Annotated in this window: 14 protein-coding genes; 6 read left to right on the top strand and 8 right to left on the bottom strand. The window is 74.7% G+C overall.

Going from position 1 to position 15,294, the window contains the following annotated elements; genetic code table 11:
• Positions 1-23: 23 nt before the first annotated feature.
• Positions 24-1,400: a protein kinase domain-containing protein gene (locus ACLJQE_RS21640; RefSeq protein WP_410641118.1), complete on the bottom strand. Its 1,377-nt coding sequence runs from the start codon at positions 1,398-1,400 to the stop codon at positions 24-26.
• Between the two features lie 306 nt (positions 1,401-1,706).
• On the opposite strand from ACLJQE_RS21640, the gene ACLJQE_RS21645 reads away from it, so the two are divergent.
• Both ACLJQE_RS21645 and ACLJQE_RS21650 read left to right on the top strand, forming a co-directional pair.
• On the top strand, positions 1,707-2,126 hold the full coding sequence (locus ACLJQE_RS21645) for an STAS domain-containing protein (RefSeq protein ID WP_410641119.1): 420 nt from the start codon (positions 1,707-1,709) through the stop codon (positions 2,124-2,126).
• A gap of 702 nt (positions 2,127-2,828) precedes the next feature.
• Positions 2,829-3,182, top strand: a complete 354-nt coding sequence (locus ACLJQE_RS21650) for an STAS domain-containing protein (RefSeq protein WP_410641120.1) — start codon at positions 2,829-2,831, stop codon at positions 3,180-3,182.
• Between the two features lie 55 nt (positions 3,183-3,237).
• On the opposite strand, the gene ACLJQE_RS21655 is transcribed toward ACLJQE_RS21650, so the two are convergent.
• Positions 3,238-3,732 (bottom strand): hypothetical protein, encoded by a 495-nt coding sequence (locus ACLJQE_RS21655; protein ID WP_410641121.1) that lies wholly within the window; start codon positions 3,730-3,732, stop codon positions 3,238-3,240.
• A gap of 157 nt (positions 3,733-3,889) precedes the next feature.
• On the opposite strand from ACLJQE_RS21655, the gene ACLJQE_RS21660 reads away from it, so the two are divergent.
• Positions 3,890-4,390 (top strand): SgcJ/EcaC family oxidoreductase, encoded by a 501-nt coding sequence (locus tag ACLJQE_RS21660; protein ID WP_410641122.1) that lies wholly within the window; start codon positions 3,890-3,892, stop codon positions 4,388-4,390.
• On the opposite strand, the gene ACLJQE_RS21665 is transcribed toward ACLJQE_RS21660, so the two are convergent.
• The 4 genes from ACLJQE_RS21665 to ACLJQE_RS21680 are packed head-to-tail and all read right to left on the bottom strand — an operon-like array spanning position 4,370 to position 7,552.
• Complete coding sequence (locus ACLJQE_RS21665) at positions 4,370-5,752, bottom strand: ATP-binding protein (protein WP_410641123.1); 1,383 nt, start codon at positions 5,750-5,752, stop codon at positions 4,370-4,372. The genes ACLJQE_RS21660 and ACLJQE_RS21665 overlap by 21 nt on opposite strands.
• A complete protein-coding gene (locus tag ACLJQE_RS21670) occupies positions 5,749-6,426 on the bottom strand; it encodes a response regulator transcription factor (RefSeq protein ID WP_410641124.1) in 678 nt (225 codons plus the stop codon). Before ACLJQE_RS21670 ends, ACLJQE_RS21665 begins: the two co-directional genes overlap by 4 nt.
• Positions 6,427-6,443: 17 nt before the next feature.
• Positions 6,444-6,923 (bottom strand): DinB family protein, encoded by a 480-nt coding sequence (locus ACLJQE_RS21675; RefSeq protein ID WP_410641125.1) that lies wholly within the window; start codon positions 6,921-6,923, stop codon positions 6,444-6,446.
• Positions 6,924-6,934: 11 nt separating this feature from the next.
• Positions 6,935-7,552 (bottom strand): SAM-dependent methyltransferase, encoded by a 618-nt coding sequence (locus ACLJQE_RS21680; RefSeq protein WP_410641126.1) that lies wholly within the window; start codon positions 7,550-7,552, stop codon positions 6,935-6,937.
• Between the two features lie 67 nt (positions 7,553-7,619).
• Between ACLJQE_RS21680 and ACLJQE_RS21685 the strand changes: the two genes are divergently transcribed.
• A complete protein-coding gene (locus ACLJQE_RS21685) occupies positions 7,620-8,198 on the top strand; it encodes a helix-turn-helix domain-containing protein (RefSeq protein ID WP_410641127.1) in 579 nt (192 codons plus the stop codon).
• 429 nt (positions 8,199-8,627) lie between these two features.
• Here ACLJQE_RS21685 and ACLJQE_RS21690 read toward each other — a convergent pair whose 3' ends face one another.
• Positions 8,628-12,803 (bottom strand): HAD-IC family P-type ATPase, encoded by a 4,176-nt coding sequence (locus ACLJQE_RS21690; protein WP_410641156.1) that lies wholly within the window; start codon positions 12,801-12,803, stop codon positions 8,628-8,630.
• A gap of 252 nt (positions 12,804-13,055) precedes the next feature.
• On the opposite strand from ACLJQE_RS21690, the gene ACLJQE_RS21695 reads away from it, so the two are divergent.
• Both ACLJQE_RS21695 and ACLJQE_RS21700 read left to right on the top strand, forming a co-directional pair.
• Positions 13,056-13,466, top strand: coding sequence for a YkvA family protein (locus tag ACLJQE_RS21695; RefSeq protein ID WP_410641128.1), 411 nt, complete (start codon positions 13,056-13,058; stop codon positions 13,464-13,466).
• Between the two features lie 62 nt (positions 13,467-13,528).
• Positions 13,529-14,359, top strand: coding sequence for a TIGR03619 family F420-dependent LLM class oxidoreductase (locus ACLJQE_RS21700; protein WP_410641129.1), 831 nt, complete (start codon positions 13,529-13,531; stop codon positions 14,357-14,359).
• Here ACLJQE_RS21700 and ACLJQE_RS21705 read toward each other — a convergent pair.
• Positions 14,352-15,293 carry a LysR family transcriptional regulator gene (locus tag ACLJQE_RS21705; protein ID WP_410641130.1) on the bottom strand — a complete coding sequence of 314 codons (942 nt, stop codon included), beginning with the start codon at positions 15,291-15,293 and terminating at the stop codon, positions 14,352-14,354. The two genes, ACLJQE_RS21700 and ACLJQE_RS21705, sit on opposite strands and share 8 nt — an antisense overlap.
• Position 15,294 lies beyond the last annotated feature (1 nt).

The raw sequence follows: 15,294 nt of genomic DNA on the forward strand, positions 1-15,294 counted from the left end.
GATGTGACGGAACGATAACGGTATCAGTTCGTCTGGCAACTGAGGGCCGGAGCGGGGGGACGGCCGCCGGTGATGTCCTGGTTCAGCCCGAACGTGGCCGAACCGTCCGGCTCGACGAGGGCGTTCCAGCCGGCGTCGGTGACGGTCACCGACGAACCGGCCTGGCTCAGGGTGCCGTTCCAGAGGTCCCGGATGCCGGCCCCGCCGGGCTGCACCCAGGTCACCGTCCAGCCGGTCAGCCGCGTCGGCCGGTCGTTGTGCACGGTCACCTGCACCTGGGCGCCACCCGGCCAGGCGTTCGTGACCTCGTAGCGCGCGGTGCAGCCGCCGGTCCCGGACGGCTGCACCGCGGGGCGCCGGGACGGCTCCCCGGACGCGCGGGGCGGCACCGGTGCGGGGGCCGTGGTGGTGCTGCGGACGGTGCGGTCGGCGGTGATCGTCGTCGGCGGGTGCTCGACGGGGGCCGCGGCGGTGGTCCCGGGCCGGTCGGCGAGGGCGAGGCCGGCCGCCACGCTCACCGAAGTCAGGCACGCGGCCGCCCCGGTCACGGCGGCGCGGCGGAACCGGGACCGGCGGGGCACGACGGCCGGGCCCGGCCTGCCGACGGCGGCCAGCAGGTCCACCGTCTCCTGCATCGACGGGCGCGCGGCCGGATCGCGTTCGAGCATCCGCATCAGCACGGCGGTCAGCGGGCCGCCGTGGGACGGCGGGCTGAGCTGGTTCTCGGTGATCCGCCGCAGCAGGGTGATCGGGTCGTCGCTGGTGCCGAACGGCGGCGTGCCCTCCAGGGCGGTGTAGAGGGTGGCCCCGAGCGAGTAGACGTCGGACGGCAGGCCGGCCTCGCCGCCCCGGGCGACCTCCGGGGCCAGGTACGGCAGCGTGCCGACGACGACGCCGTCGTCGGCGGCCGGGTGCTCGCCGAGCGCGCGGGACACGCCGAAGTCGGTGATCCGGGCGGTGCCGTCGTCGGTGACCAGCACGTTGTTGGGCGTGACGTCCCGGTGCAGGATCCAGTCGCCGTGCGCGGCGGCCAGCGCCGCCCCGATCTGCCGCCCGAGCCGCAGCACGTCGCACCGGGGCAGCGGCCCGCGTTCGACGAGGAGCTCGGTCAGCGAGCGGGCGGGCACGTACTCCATGACCAGGTACATCGAGCCGGCGTCCTCGAACACGTCGTACACCGCGACGGCGTTCGGGTGCCGCAGCCGCGAGGCCAGCCGCGCCTCCCGGATCGCCCGCTCGCAGACGTCGCCGCCCGCGTCCGGCTCGTGCAGGAACTGCTTGACGGCCACCACGCGGTCCAGCCGCTCGTCCTTGGCCCGCCACACGAGGCTCATCGCGCCGTGGCCGAGGTGCCCCAGTAGCCGGTACCGCCCGTTGACGAGCTGTTCCTCGAAAGCCACCCGCACCCCTGCATCGGTCGACAAAACGATGCACTTCTTAGCAGAAGACGGGCGTTCGGTGTGACTTCGGGGCCGACTGGACCGGGAACCGTTATCCGGATCGGGCCGGTGCATTCCGGGAATTCGTCCCGCGTGCGCCCGAATTCGACGAATTCGGGCGGGGGCGGACGCCGCCGCCGCGGAGGCGTACGGTGTGGGCATCGCGGTTCAGCCGGCAGCCGCCCGCTCCACCCTGCGCGTCCGTTCCGTGGGTGGGCCGGGAGGCCGGGCTGCCTCCCGGTCGTCCCTCGCTTCGAGGAGGCCCGTGTGCTCGACCAGATCGCCCCGCCGCAGTTTCGCGTCGACGTCCCGTCCGCGATGGCACTGAGGGTGACCGCCACGGCGGAGGCGACGATCGTCGCCATCCGCGGCGAGGTAGACCTGCCGGTGCTGCGCCGGCTCCGCACGCGGGTGGGTGAGGAGATCGACCTCGCCCCGCGGGCCCTGGTGCTGGAGTTGTCGGGCGTGTCGTTCTGCGGCGCGGGCGGGATCACGGAGCTGCTGGTGGCGGCTTCGGAGGCGCACGTGAGCGGGGTGCCGTTCGCGATCGCGGCCGCGGGCCGGGCGGTGCTGCGCCCGATCCGGGTGCTGGGCCTGGAGCGGCTGCTGCCGGTCCACGGCACCGCCGAGGAGGCGTTGGAGTGGCTGGCGGTGCTGCCGCGGTTGCGGAGCAGCGGGCCGGGCTGATCCCGGCCCTGGACCGGCCGGGCGGGGCCGCAGCGCCGCAGGGGCCGCAGGCTGAAGCGCCCCAAGGTGGCCTTGGTTGCGTTGAACGCACCCAAGGTGGCCTTCGGTGCGTTGAACGCACCGAAGGCCACATTGGGGCGCTTGGCGGCCAGAGGCAGCATGAACAGGTTCCGCCGGCCGAGCTTGTCGGAGAGGCTGCCGAAGAACAGCGCCCCGACCACCTCGCCGGCGAGGTAGACCGTCGCCAGCAGCCCGACGGCCGCCGACGACATGTTCAGCGTCTCGGGCTTGGTGAGGGTGTCGGCGACCGCGCTGGCCACCGTGATCTCCAGGCCGTCGAGGATCCAGGCGACTCCGAGGGCGACCACCATCCGCGTGTGGAACGGGGACCAGGGCAACCGGTCGATGCGGGCCGGGATGAGCGTGCGCACCCCGGTGGCCGCCGGATCGGGTGGTGCCGCCACGACAACCCTCCTTGGAAGCGAACCGCTCCGCGTGTCTTCCCCCGTCTCTCCCTGGTGAAACACGATCGGGTCGACTCGCGCCGTCACGGCTTGTGATCAGTCCGAAGCCCTTACTAGCCTGGCGCGCGGGCGGGTCGTGCAGGAGCCGCAGTGCCCGTTCGTGCCGGTTCTTTCGAAGATGGGGTGTTTTTGCGTGGCGTCGGGGCGATTGCGGGTCTCGTGCTCGCGCGGTGAGCCGGTGTTCCTGACCTTGGCCGGTGAGCTCGACGCCGGCACGGTGCTCGTCGTCGTGGGGGCGGTGGCCGCCGCGCTGGCCGGCAGCCCGGAACCGCGGGTGATCGTGCTGGACCTCGGCGGGCTGCACTTCCTCGGCGCGGCGGGGGTCCGCGTGCTGAGCGCGGTGACCGACCACGCCGCCGCCCAGAACGCCCGGCTCCGGATCGTCACCGGCGGCAACGCCGTGGTGAGCCGGGCGCTGCGGCTGACCGGGGCGGACCGGGTGCTGGACGTATACCCCGACCGCGGCACCGCGCTGGGTGCCGGTGACGGCCGGGAATTCCTCCGGCTGGCCGCCCGGATGTGGTACGCCTGACCGTCCAAATCGGACAGTCTGCTCGCTTGACGTCAGTGGCCGGGCGCGGAACCGGTCAGCGCTGCGCCTTGGCCGCCGCGAAGTAGGCGTTCGACGGGCCCGTGTACGACAGCACCACGCCGACCACCGCCGCGAGCACCGCGACGTAGCTGCCGATCGTGCTCTGCCCGGTCAGCACCGAGAGCAGCTGCAGGGCGGCGAGCACGGTCAGCACGATGCGCGCCCAGTTGCGGCCGGCGCGCAGCTTGAACGCGAACAGCAGGTACAACCCGGCGATGATCACCGCGATCACCACCGCGGTGATCATCGTGACGTTCACCGCCTGGTCGAGCTGCGCCTCGGTGAGGTTGCCGCCGCGTTGCCTGTCCGTGTCGCGCATGGCCGACGCGATCTTGTCCCGGTTGCCGAAGATCAGCAGGCTTCCGATCAGGCCGATCACCGGCGCGGCGATGAACGCCCAGAAGGCCCCTTCGACCGTGCCCGGCCGGGGCGGGGCGGGCGCCTGGCCCGTCGAGGCGGACGACTGCGGGTAGTGGGGTGATTCGCTCATAACGGATCAAATAGCACTCTTCCGGGTGACCCGCAGAGCGAACGCGTGCGGCCGCCTTGGCCGAACTTTTCCCCGGTCCTGTCCGCGCGCTGGAATTCCCCTTCCGGTCGCCGTTCCACAGTGGATTTGTCAGCAGTTCCCCGGCCAGGAGGCGAAAATGCGCAAGATGCAGGTGGGTGTGGTCGTGGTGGCGACCGCGGCGGTCACGGCAGTGGCGGCGGGGTGTGGGACCGGTTCCGCCGCGACGCCCACCGGTGCCGCGGCCGGCCCGGCGCGACCCACCGAACAGCAGATCGCGGCGCTGTTCCCGGAGTGGAACGCGGCGCTGGCGACGGGCGACCCGCAGCGGGTGGCCGACCTCTACGCGCCGGACGCCGTCCTGCTGCCGACCGTGTCCGACGAGGTCCGCCGCAGCCGCGCGCAGATCGTGGACTACTTCACGAAGTTCCTCCAGAACAAGCCCCAAGGCGTGATCAAGGACGAGATGGTCGACGTCCTCGACGCCGACACCGCGGTGAACACCGGCGTCTACGAGTTCGTCCTGACCAAGGACGGCAAGGCCGACAAGGTGCGGGCGCGCTACACCTACGTCTACGAACTGCGCGAGGGCAAGTGGCTGATCGTCAACCACCACTCGTCAGTGATGCCCGAGGGGTAACACGATCCGGACCCGCAACCCGCCGCCGTCGGTGGCACCGAGGGACACGGTGCCACCGTCGTCGGTGACCAGCTGTTTCACGACGGCCAGGCCGAGACCGGACCCCGACGGCCCGGTCCGGCCCTGGCCGCGCCAGAACCGGTCGAACGCCCGGCTCCGCTCGGCTTCGGACAACCCGGGGCCTTCGTCGGCGACCTCCAGCACCGCGTGGTCGTCGCGGCGGCCGCTCGACACGGTGACCGCGCCGCCGTCGGGGGACACCTCCAGGGCGTTCGAGAGCACGTTGTCCAGCACCTGCTCGAGGTGCCCGGGGCTGACCATGGCGAGCAGGTCCGCGTCGGCGTCGTCCTGGCGCAGCTCGACGCCGCGGTCGGCGGCCACCGCGCGCCAGACGCCGAGCCGCCCGCCGACCACGTCGGCGACCCGCACCGGTTCGGGCGCGGCGATCGCCGCTTCGGCCTTGGCCAGGGTGAGCAGGCCGGTCACCAGCCTGCTCATCCGGACGACTTCGGCCGTGGCCTGGTCGACGTCATCGCGGACGTCCGGGTCGTGCACGCCGTCGGCGATGTTGTCCAGCGACAGCCGCAACGCCGTGAGCGGCGTGCGCAGCTGGTGCGACGCGTCGGCGATGAACGCCCGCTGCGCGCGCACCAGCGTGTCGATGGTTTCGGCGGCGTTGTTGAGCGTGCGGGCGAGGGTGCGGGTTTCGACCGGGCCGGACTCCTCGGCACGCGCGGTCAGCTCGCCGTCGCGCAGCCGGCCCGCCAGCTGGTTGAGCTCCCGGAACGGCCGGGTCAGCCGCCGCGCGAAGAACGCGCCCAGCAACGCGGCGACGATGAGCACCGCGACCGCGAGCACCGCCCGGAAACCCCAGATCTGCAGCTGCCGCGCCTCCAGCGGCGCCGACGGGTAGCTGACCCGGATCGCCCCGGCCACGCGGCCCGCCGCGTCCCGCGCGGGGACGGCCAGCACGAGACCGTCGGCGTCCAGCGCGGCCGCGTGGGTCCACCGGGTGGAGGCCTGCCCGGCCAGCGCGTCGCGGAAGGCGGGGTCGTCCGCGGCGGTGGGCACCGGCAGCGGTCCCGGCGCGGTTCCGTCCGCGAGGACGGCGTCGAGCCGCCCCGGCGTTTCCTTGCCGTAGGCCTCGGCCAGCCGCGCCAGCGCCTGCCGGGACGGCTGGTCCCCGGCCGAGAGCAGCAGCGCGGCGGTGTCGGCTTCGCGCCGCACCGACGTCTCGACGTCGCCGCGCAGCTGGGCGGTGAGCACGAACGCGACCGGCACGGTGAACGCGGCGATCGCGATCGCCACCAGCAGCACGTAGCTGACGACCAGACGGCGGTTCAGCGAAGTCGGGCCGGTCACCCGGCGACCACCAGCCGGAACCCGACCCCGCGGACCGTCTCGACCACGGCCGCGTCGCCGAGCTTGCGGCGCAACGCTCCGATGTGGACGTCCAGGGTCTTCGTCGGGCCGAACCAGTGGGCGTCCCAGACGGCCTCCATGATCTGCTCCCGGGTGAGCGCCGCGCCCGGCGCGTCGGCGAGGAAGGCCAGCAGGTCGTACTCCTTCGGCGACAGCGCCAGCTCGTCGCCGTCCACGTGGACCCGGCGCGCCCGGCGGTCGATGACCAGCCGCCCGCCGGCCGGCGAATCGGGCGACGGTGCCCCGGCGGGCTCGTCGGCGACCGGCCGCACGCGGCGCGCCACCGCCCGCATCCGCGCGATCACCTCGCGGACGCCGAAGGGCTTCGACACGTAGTCGTCCGCGCCGATCTCCAGCCCGACCACCCGGTCGACCTCGTCGGCCCGCGCGCTGATCACGATGATCGGCACGTCACCCCGCGCGCGCAGCTCACGGCAGACGTCGAGACCGTCCACATCGGGCAGGCCCAGATCGAGCAGCACCATGTCCGCGGGCCCGGCGTCCAAGGCCTCCGCGCCCGTCCGCACCCACGTCACTTCATAGCCGTATCGCACCAGACCGCGTCGCAGCGAGTCGGCGATCGGCTGGTCGTCTTCCACCAGCAGTACCCGCACGGACGGATCATGCCAGGTCACCGGCCGGTGCTGCCGTCGAGCAGCTCACGGAGGATGTCGGCGTGCCCGGCGTGGCGGCCGGTCTCCTCGATCAGGTGGACCAGCGCCCAGCGCATCGACGGCGCGCCGCGGCCGGGCCGGGCGACCGGGCGCGTCAGGTCGGTGCAGGCGTCGATGACCGCGTTCGCCCGCTCGCAGGCGGCGCGGTAGTCCGCCACGACCGAGGCGACGGACTCCTCCGGCCGCGGCCGGAACGTGCCGGGCCAGTCGGCGACGTCCTCGCCGAGGAAGGTGAAGCGTTCGACGTGCGCCAGGTGCCGGACCAGGCCCAGCAGCGACGTGCCGGAGGGGACGCCGGGCGTCCGCACCTGCGGCTCCGGCACGTCCTGGGCCTTGGCGGCGACCGCGGCCCGCAGGTGGTCGAGGAAGCCGCGCAGCACGTCCTTTTCGGACGGTCCGGTGCGCGGGGGCGGGGTGTCCCGCCGGGTTCGGGGCATGGCGGGGCCTTTCAGCGGGTGCGGCGGACGAGCAGCAGGTGGTCGACGACTTCGGCGGTCTGCCCGCCGGGGCCGGTCGCGCGGCGGGGGAGGGCGTCGGCGCGCTCGACGGTCCACTCCGCCGGATCGAGGGGCGGCACCCGCGGTGCGGCGGGGTAGCTGCCCGGATCCTGGTTCCACGACCACGGCGCGACGGACCCGTGCTCGACGACCAACAGCCGGCCGCCGGGGGATAGGGCCCGAGCGGCCTGCTGCAGCACGCGGTCACGGGGCAGCGGGAAGGAGGTGTGCAGGTAGTGCGCCGAAACGAGGTCGAACGGGCCCGCCGGGAACGTCGCGGCGAGGTCGTGCCGCTCGGTGGTGATCCGGTCGCCGAGCCCGAGGTCACGGGCGCGGGCCGCCAGGTGGTCGAGTGCGACGGCGGAGATGTCGGCGGCGGTCACCCGCCAGCCGCGGCGGGCCAGCCACAGCGCGTCCCCGCCGGCGCCGGACCCGAGGTCGAGGGCCCGGCCGGGGGACAGCCGGGTGGCGACCTCGGCGAGCCGGACGTTGGCACCCGGCTCGGTGGCCGGGAGGTGGGCGGTGTAGTGGCCGTCCCAGAACCGGGACGCTTCGGTGGTCGGTGTCATGGGCCCACCCTGACCCGGCACCGGCGGATCCGGCACGCGTTCTTGCGGTTCCGGCAAGATGGCCGGGGTGAGCGACGACTTCGAGGACGTGCTGCACGCGGTCGGCCCCCGGCTGCGGGCGCTGCGCCGGCACCGCGGGATGACGCTGGCCGACGTCGCGGCCGCCACCGGGGTGTCGGAAAGCACGCTGTCGCGGCTGGAAAGCGGGCAGCGGCGGGCCAGCCTGGAACTGCTGCTGCCGCTGGCCCGCGCCTACGACGTCCCGCTCGACGACCTCGTCGGCGCGCCCCGCACCGGCGACCCCCGCATCCACCTGACCCCGATCCACCGCCACGGCATGACGTTCGTGCCCCTGTCCCGGCGGCCCGGTGGCATGCAGGCCTACAAGATGATCATCCCCAGCGCGGACCGGCCGCCGGTACCGGACCACCAGACCCACGAGGGCCACGAGTGGCTGTACGTGCTCCACGGGAAGCTGCGGCTGGTCCTCGGCGAGCACGACCTGGTCCTGCCCCCGGGCGAGGCGGCGGAGTTCGACACGACGATCCCGCACTGGCTCGGCAGCGCCGACGGGAAGCCGGTCGAGCTGCTGATCCTGTTCGGCCGCCAGGGGGAACGGGCGCACCTGCGCGCCCGCGCACACTGACGAAACGCTCGCGATTTCCGGCTGGGGTCTCGCGATCGGCGGCGCGATCATCGGCGGCGTCGGCTGCGCGATCCTCGAACCGTGCGGCGCGATCGTCGCGGCGGGCGTCGGGGTCGCCGAGGTCGGGGTCGCGGCGGTCGGCCTCGGCGCCGCGGCCGGAGCCGGGGCGGCGGTCATCCTGGGCGGCACGATGTACGCCGCGGCCGGCGGAATTCCTGACGTCCCGGTTCGCGGAGGGCCGGCGCCTGTTCGGACTCGGCGACGCCGACCCCCACTTCGTGTACCCGGAAGCCGCCGGCCGGGACTGAGCCCGTAACTCGCGTGATCAAACCCGGAACTCGCGTGATTGGAGCCGGAACTCGCGAGTTCCGGCTCCAATCACGCGAATTGCGGCCCGGATCACGCCAGTTGCGGCCCGGATCACGTGAGTTACGGCTGGCGGAGGATCGGCAGGGCCGAGGTCACGGCGCCGGTCGCGACACCCGCGCCGACTCCGGCCCACGCCACGGGGCCGAGCGGGGTGCAGCCGAAGAACTGGCTCACGCCCGGCGTCTGCACGATGGCGGCCAGCGCGAGGGCGGACCCGACCGCCGTCCCGACCACCAGCGGGCTGCGGCTCCGGCCGCGCAGGGTCTGGGCCAGCTGGGTGCCGACCAGGCCGCACAGGGCCATCGTGCTCGTGCGGCGCACCGTTCCCGGGGTGAACCGGCCGATCAGCCACGCCGTCGTCGCGCCGACGCCGGTCGTCACGCCCCGGCTGGTGATCGCGCGGGACAACCCCTCCCCGAGGCCGCCGGAACCGCCGGCGCCGTCGTCGTCCGGGCGGGTGACCGCCACGGCCATCGCCGGGAACAGGTCGGTCAGCAGGTTGACCAGCAGCAGCTGGCGGGTGCCCAGCGGCGAGTCGCCCGACAGCAGCGTGCCCAGCACCGAGAAGCCGATCTCGCCCGCGTTGCCGCCGACGAGGATCACCACGGCGTCCGACACGCTGCGCCACAGCGCGCGGCCCTCCGCGACCGCCTCCAGCAGGACGGTCAGGTCCTCGTCGGTCAGCGCGACGTCGGCCGCGGTGCGGGCGGCGGTCGACGCTTTGGCCCGCACGCCGATGCCGACGTCGGCGGCGCGGATGGCCGCCGCGTCGTTCGCGCCGTCGCCGACCATCGCCGTCACCCGCCCGGCCTCGCGCAGCGCCTCGACGACCTGCAGCTTCTGCTCCGGCGCGACGCGGGCGATCACGCCGGCGCCGTCGAGCAGCCGGGCCCGGCCGGCGCGGTCGAGCGCGGCGAGTTCGTCCCCGGTGACGACCGGGGCGTCGGACGGCCAGCCGAGCGACGTCGCGATGGCCCGCGCGGTGTTCGGGTGGTCGCCGGTGAGCATCACCGGGGCGATGCCGACCGCGCGCAGCCCGCCGATGAGCGGCTCGGCCGTGGGCCGCACCGTGTCCGCCAGCCCGAGGAACCCGAGGAACTCCAGGTCCGCCAGCACTTCCTCGTCGTCGCCGTCGAGTGACGGCCCGGCCTTCCGCGACGCCACGGCCAGGACCCGCAACCCCTTGTCCGCCAGCGCTTCCGCGGCGCGGGCGAGCTCGTCCGCGCCGGCGCAGGCGGGCAGCACGATCTCCGGGGCGCCCTTGACGACCAGCGTCACCTCGCCGTCTCCGTCGCGCCCGACGGTCGCCGAGTAGCCCCGGTTCGCCTCGAACGGCTGGCCGGCGAGCTCGGTCCAGCCCTCGTCCGGGCCGGCGGCGTCCAGCACGGCGTGGTCGGTGGCGTGCGCGCGGACGTGGGGGTCGTCGAGCGTGCCGGGACACGCGCGGGCGGCGGCCCGCAGCACCCCGTCCTCGGGCCCCGGCTCGCGCGCTTCGCCGTCGGGCCCGGTCGTGGTCACCACGCGCAGGCGGTTCTCGGTCAGCGTGCCCGTCTTGTCGAAGCACACGACGTCCAGGCGGCCCAGCGCCTCCAGCGCCCGCGGTGCGCGGACCAGGATGCCGCGCGCGGACAGCCGCCGGGCGGCCGCCCGCTGGGCCACGGTCGCCACGAGCGGCAGCCCTTCGGGTACCGCGGCGACGGCGATCGCCACCCCGCCGGCCAGTGCCCGGCGCAGCGGACGGCCGCGGATCGCCGAGAGGCCCGTGACGAGCGCGCCGCCGAGCATCGTCAGCGGCAGGGCGCGGCGGGTGAGGTCCTGCAGCCGCGCCTGGATGCCCACCGCGGCGGCGGTCCGGGTGGCCAGCTCCACCGCCCGGCCGGCCACGGTCTCCGAGCCGACCGCCACGACCACCGCGGTGCCTTCGCCGCTGACCACCGTGGTGCCGGCGAAGACCAGGCAGCTGCGCTCGGCCATCGGCGCGCCCGGGACCGGGTCGAGCTGCTTGGCGACCGGGAGCGACTCGCCGGTCAGCGCGGATTCGTCCACTTCGAGGTCGTTGGCGGTCAGCAGGCGGGCGTCGGCCGGCACGACGTCGCCGACCCGCAGCTCGATCCGGTCGCCCGGCTCCAGCGCCCGCGCGTCGACGACCCGGCCGCCTTCCCGGCGTGCCCGCTGACGCTCGCCGTCGCGCAGCTTCGCCAGCGCGCGGCGGCCGCGGAACTGCTGGGCCCCGCCGACGACGGCGTTGAGACCCATCGCCGCGGCCACCAGCAGCGCGTCCACCGGCGAGCCGACCACGGCGGACGCGACCGCGCCGAGCGCCAGCACCGGGGTCAGCGGGTCGTTCAGCTCGGCGACGACGTCGGCGGTGAGCCCGGCCCCGAACCGGACCGGCGCCGCGGCCGGGTGCCGGGTCACCGCGGCGGCCCCCGCCCGCAGCCGCCGGGTGGTCAGCTCCCAGTGCGTCGGCTCGGTTTCCGCGGCGGCCAGCCGGTCGAGGACTTCCTCGCCGGTCAGCTCGTGCCAGGCGATCCGGGTCCGGCCGGCCGGGGGCCGGGCGGCGGCCACCCGCACCGCGGCGAGCGTGCCCATCGCCAGCCCGGTCAGCCCGCCGAGCAGCACCGGGTCCAGCCGCGGGATGGCCGGGACCAGGGTCCGCCGGCGGCGTGACATCAGCAGCAGCCCGCCGATCAGGCCGCCCGCGGTCGCCACCCGGGTGGCCCGCTTGCTGTTCACCCGCGCGGCACCGGCCGCCCGCAGCACCCGCCACACACCGGTCAGTCCCGGCCGGACGATCAGGTCGGCGCCCCAGAGCACCGGCGCGTTGCGGTCGGCGAGGGCGACGCAGAGGTCGCCGGCGAGCAGGCCCGTCACCTCGTCGCAGTTCGGCGCGCACCGGGACGGCGGCCGTCCGACGGTGAGCACCACCCGGCCTTCGTCCTGCAGCCGCGTCACCAGCCCGAAGAACGATTCCTGCGCGACGTCGTCGGCGAGCGCGGCGAACTCGCCGAGCCGGTCCCGGGCGCCGGCACCGGCGATGACCACCCGCGCTTCGGCCCGGCGCGCGGCGTCCAGCACGGCTTCGGCGTGCGGGTCGAGGCCGTCTTCGCCGTGCAGCGCGTCGGCGTGCAGCACGACGGTGTCCACAGTGTCCAGTGCTTTGAGCCGGTCCGGGTCGCGGACGAGCACGCCTTCGCGGGCGAAGGCGGTGCCCATCGCCGTGTGGAAGGCGGTGTCGGCGTACCGGGCGGGCATCGGCGACGCCGCGAGGAACGCTTCGGCGGCTTCGCGGGGGTTGCGGCGCACCAGCAGGTCGGCGAGCGCGGCGAGCAGGCCACCGCCGACGGCGTTGCGGGCGTAGTCCTCCGAAGGGATCCGGGTCCGGCGCTCCGGCGGTGTCACGCCGAGGCTGGGCCGCTGCGGCGAGCAGAGGTCGTCGTGCCCGGCGTCGAACGCGGTGAGGCGCGCGATCGCCTCGGTGAGCTGCCCGGTGCGCAGGAGCGCGTCCAGCACCAGTTCGAGGGGGTCCTGGCTCAGCCCCCGCACCGCGGCGGACACGCCCGAGCGCGCCAGTTCGGCCGTGTACCAGCCGAACTGCTCGTCGAGCGCCGCGCGGACGGCCGGGTGTTCCCGGGCCGCGGACACCGCCGCGCGCACGGCTTCGTGCACCCGGCCGGAGCGCACCGCGCGGGTACCGACCGAAACGGCCAGCCCGGCGACGTCCATCGCGAGGGCGAGCGCCGCCGTCCGCACCCCGTAGGTGTCACCGGGGTGGGCCGGAGCGGAGTCACCCGGCTCGGCGGGCGTCAGCCCGTGCCGTTCGCAGCGGTCGGCGATCCGGTCGAGGACGTGGTCGGCCGCGGCCTCTTCGGCCAGGTAGAGGACCACGCTGCCGAGCCCGCCGTCCCAGTAGGCCCCGGCCACGCCGGTGAGCCCGGCCAGTTCGGCGGCGAACGCGGACCCGTCCGGGCGATCGGCGTCTTCGGTGGGCCGCAGTGGCACGTGCAGCCGCCGCCCCGCGCGCCACACGGCGGACCGGGCACCCGCGGCGTTGCGCACGACCCGCGCGGCCCGCACGGCCGTGCGGCTGCTCGTCCGGGTCGCTTCCGCCGCGGTGCCCGCCGCCCCCGCGGCCAGTTCCCCGGCGAGCGGGCCGAGCGCCGAGACCGCCTTCTTCGCTTGCTGCGTCACGAGGACCGGACCGGCCAGGGCCAGCGTCATCCCCGCCTTGGTCACTGCGAACAACCCACCGAGCACCCCGACCTCCGCCTGCCGATCCCTCTCCGTCCGGCGTTCCCCGGTGGACGGAGGTCAAAACCCGGCCGCCCGGATCGCGCGACGGGCCGGGCCGTGCCACTCGGCTCCGTAGTCCGCACTTTCCCTATGAAAGTGTTCCGGAGGTGGTAACTCCGGAACACTTTCATAGGGAAAGTGCGGTGTTGGCGCGCCGCCCGGACGTACCCTTGGCGCCGTGGTGGGTGCGGGACCGTGAGCGGTTCGTTCTGGTGGGACCTGCTGATCGGGGTCGTGGCCGCGCTGCTGCTGGCGTGGGCCGCCCTCGTCGTCGCGCTCGTGGTCGTCCGGCCTCGTGGGGGACTGCTGCGGGAGGCGCTGCGGCTGCTGCCGGACGTGCTGCGGCTCGTCCGCCGGCTCGCCGCCGACAAGACGCTGCCGCGCGGGGTGCGGATCCGGCTCGGCCTGCTGCTGGCCTACCTCGCGCTGCCGATCGATCTGGTGCCCGACTTCATCCCGGTGCTCGGGTACGCCGACGACGCGATCATCGTCAGCGCCGTGTTGCGCTCGGTGGTGCGCCGTGCCGGGCTCGACGCCGTGCGGGCCCACTGGCCCGGCACCGAAGACGGGTTCGCCGCCCTCGTCCGGCTGACGAGGATCCGGTAGTTGCCTTGACGTCGGCGTCAAGGTCTAGCTTGGCGAGCGTGAAGTTCGGAATCTGTTACAGCATGCCCTTTTTCGGTGCCGCCCCGGAAACGATCGCGGGATTCGCGCGGGACGCGGAGGAATGCGGGTTCGAGTCGTTGTACCTGCCGGAACACGTCGCCCTGTACCCGGGTGCGAAGATCGGGCCGGTGACGCTGCCCCCGTCGCTGCCGTACGCGGATCCGTTGGAATGCCTGAGCTTCGTCGCCGCGGTCACGAGCCGCATCCTGCTGGGCACCGGCGTCCTGCTGCTGCCGTATCACCACCCGGTGGTGCTGGCCAAGCGGCTGGCGACCGTCGACGTGCTGTCCGGCGGGCGCATGCGGCTGCTCACCGTCGGGATCGGCGCGCTGCCCGGCGAGGCGAGTGCGGCCGGCGTCGACTTCGCCACCCGCGGGCGCCGGGCGGACGAGGCCATCGACGTCCTGCGGCTGCTGTGGTCGGGCGGCGAAGAGGGGGTCGGCCACGACGGCGAGTTCTTTTCGTTCGAGGGCGTCTGCAGCTTCCCGAAGCCCGTGGGGGTGCGCGAGCTGCCGATCCACGTCGGCGGTTCGAGCGCGGCCGCGGCGCGCCGGGCGGGCCGTCGCGGCGACGGGTACTTCCCCGGCGGGGCGCTCACGGCGGACGAGCGGCGCCGTCAGTTCGAGCTCGTCCGGACCACGGCGAGCGAAGCGGGCCGTGACCCGGACGGCTTGCAGTACACGCGGTGGGGCTCCCTCGATCTGTCCACAGAGGACGTCGAGGAGCTCGCCCGCCAGGGCGTGACGCGGGTGGTCGTGACGCCCGGCACGGCCGAACCCGGCCGGCGGCGTGCCGAGCTGGCCGCGTTCGCCGAGCGGTTCGGCCTCAGCTGACGGTCCGTTCGTCCACCAGGGACTCGATGCCCGGCGGCAGGCTCGCCCGGCGGGCCGGGTCGGCCACGAACCCGGTGATCGCCGAACGCAGCGCGCGCACCGCCCGGGTGGGCTCCAGATCCGCGCGGTGGGCCAGCTGCACCACGCGCGTCATCCCCGCGTCGGGCGTGAACCGGGTCATCCGGAACCGGTCGCCGGCCACCGTGCTCGGGACCACCGCCGCGCCGACGCCGGCGCGCACCAGTTCCAGCACCGCGTCCATCTCGCCGCCCTCGATCGCGAACGACGGTTCGAACCCGGCGGCGCGGCAGGCGTTGACCGTGGCTTCCCGCACGTCGTAGCCGCGGCGGAACATCACCAGCGGGACGTCGGCGAGCTCGGCGATGCCGAGGCGGTCGCCCGCGACCGGCGTGTCCGGGGCGGAGATCACCACCAGCTCTTCGAGCAGCAGCGGTGTCGCCGTCAGGCCGGCCTCGGCCGTCGTCCGGGCGCCCGCCAGCAGCGCCAGGTCCAGTGCGCCCTCGGCCAGCCGCTGCCGCAGGTCACCCGAGCCGCTTTCGTGCAGCTCCAGCTGGATGCCGGGGTACCGGCGGCGGAACGCCGCGAGCATGGCGGGCAGCAGGCCCGTGCACAGGCTCGGCGGCGCACCCAGCCGGACGCGGCCGCGGTCGAGCTCGGCCAGTTCCCGGATGGCCAGCCGGGCGGTTTCGGTGTCGGCGAGGATCCGCCGCGCGATCGGCAGCAGCGTTTCCCCGGCCTCGGTGAGGGAGACGTTGCCGCGGATCCGGTGGAACAGCGGGGCGCCCAGATCGTGCTCGAGCGCGCGGATCTGCTGGGACAGCGACGGCTGGGCCACCCGCACCTGTTCGGCGGCGCGGGTGAAGTGCCGGTGCTCGGCGACGGCGACGAAGTAGGCGAGCTGCTGGAACTGCATG

This window comes from Amycolatopsis sp. lyj-346 (assembly GCF_046548975.1).
Classification (GTDB): domain Bacteria; phylum Actinomycetota; class Actinomycetes; order Mycobacteriales; family Pseudonocardiaceae; genus Amycolatopsis.

Bases quoted from the DNA above. Each gene is read 5' to 3' on its own strand.
- ACLJQE_RS21655 (WP_410641121.1), bottom strand. From the start codon at position 3,732: ATGAGCGAATCACCCCACTACCCGCAGTCGTCCGCCTCGACGGGCCAG.
- ACLJQE_RS21660 (WP_410641122.1), top strand. From the start codon at position 3,890: ATGCGCAAGATGCAGGTGGGTGTGGTCGTGGTGGCGACCGCGGCGGTC.
- ACLJQE_RS21675 (WP_410641125.1), bottom strand. From the start codon at position 6,923: ATGCCCCGAACCCGGCGGGACACCCCGCCCCCGCGCACCGGACCGTCC.
- ACLJQE_RS21680 (WP_410641126.1), bottom strand. From the start codon at position 7,552: ATGACACCGACCACCGAAGCGTCCCGGTTCTGGGACGGCCACTACACC.
- ACLJQE_RS21700 (WP_410641129.1), top strand. From the start codon at position 13,529: ATGCCCTTTTTCGGTGCCGCCCCGGAAACGATCGCGGGATTCGCGCGG.
- ACLJQE_RS21705 (WP_410641130.1), bottom strand. From the start codon at position 15,293: ATGCAGTTCCAGCAGCTCGCCTACTTCGTCGCCGTCGCCGAGCACCGG.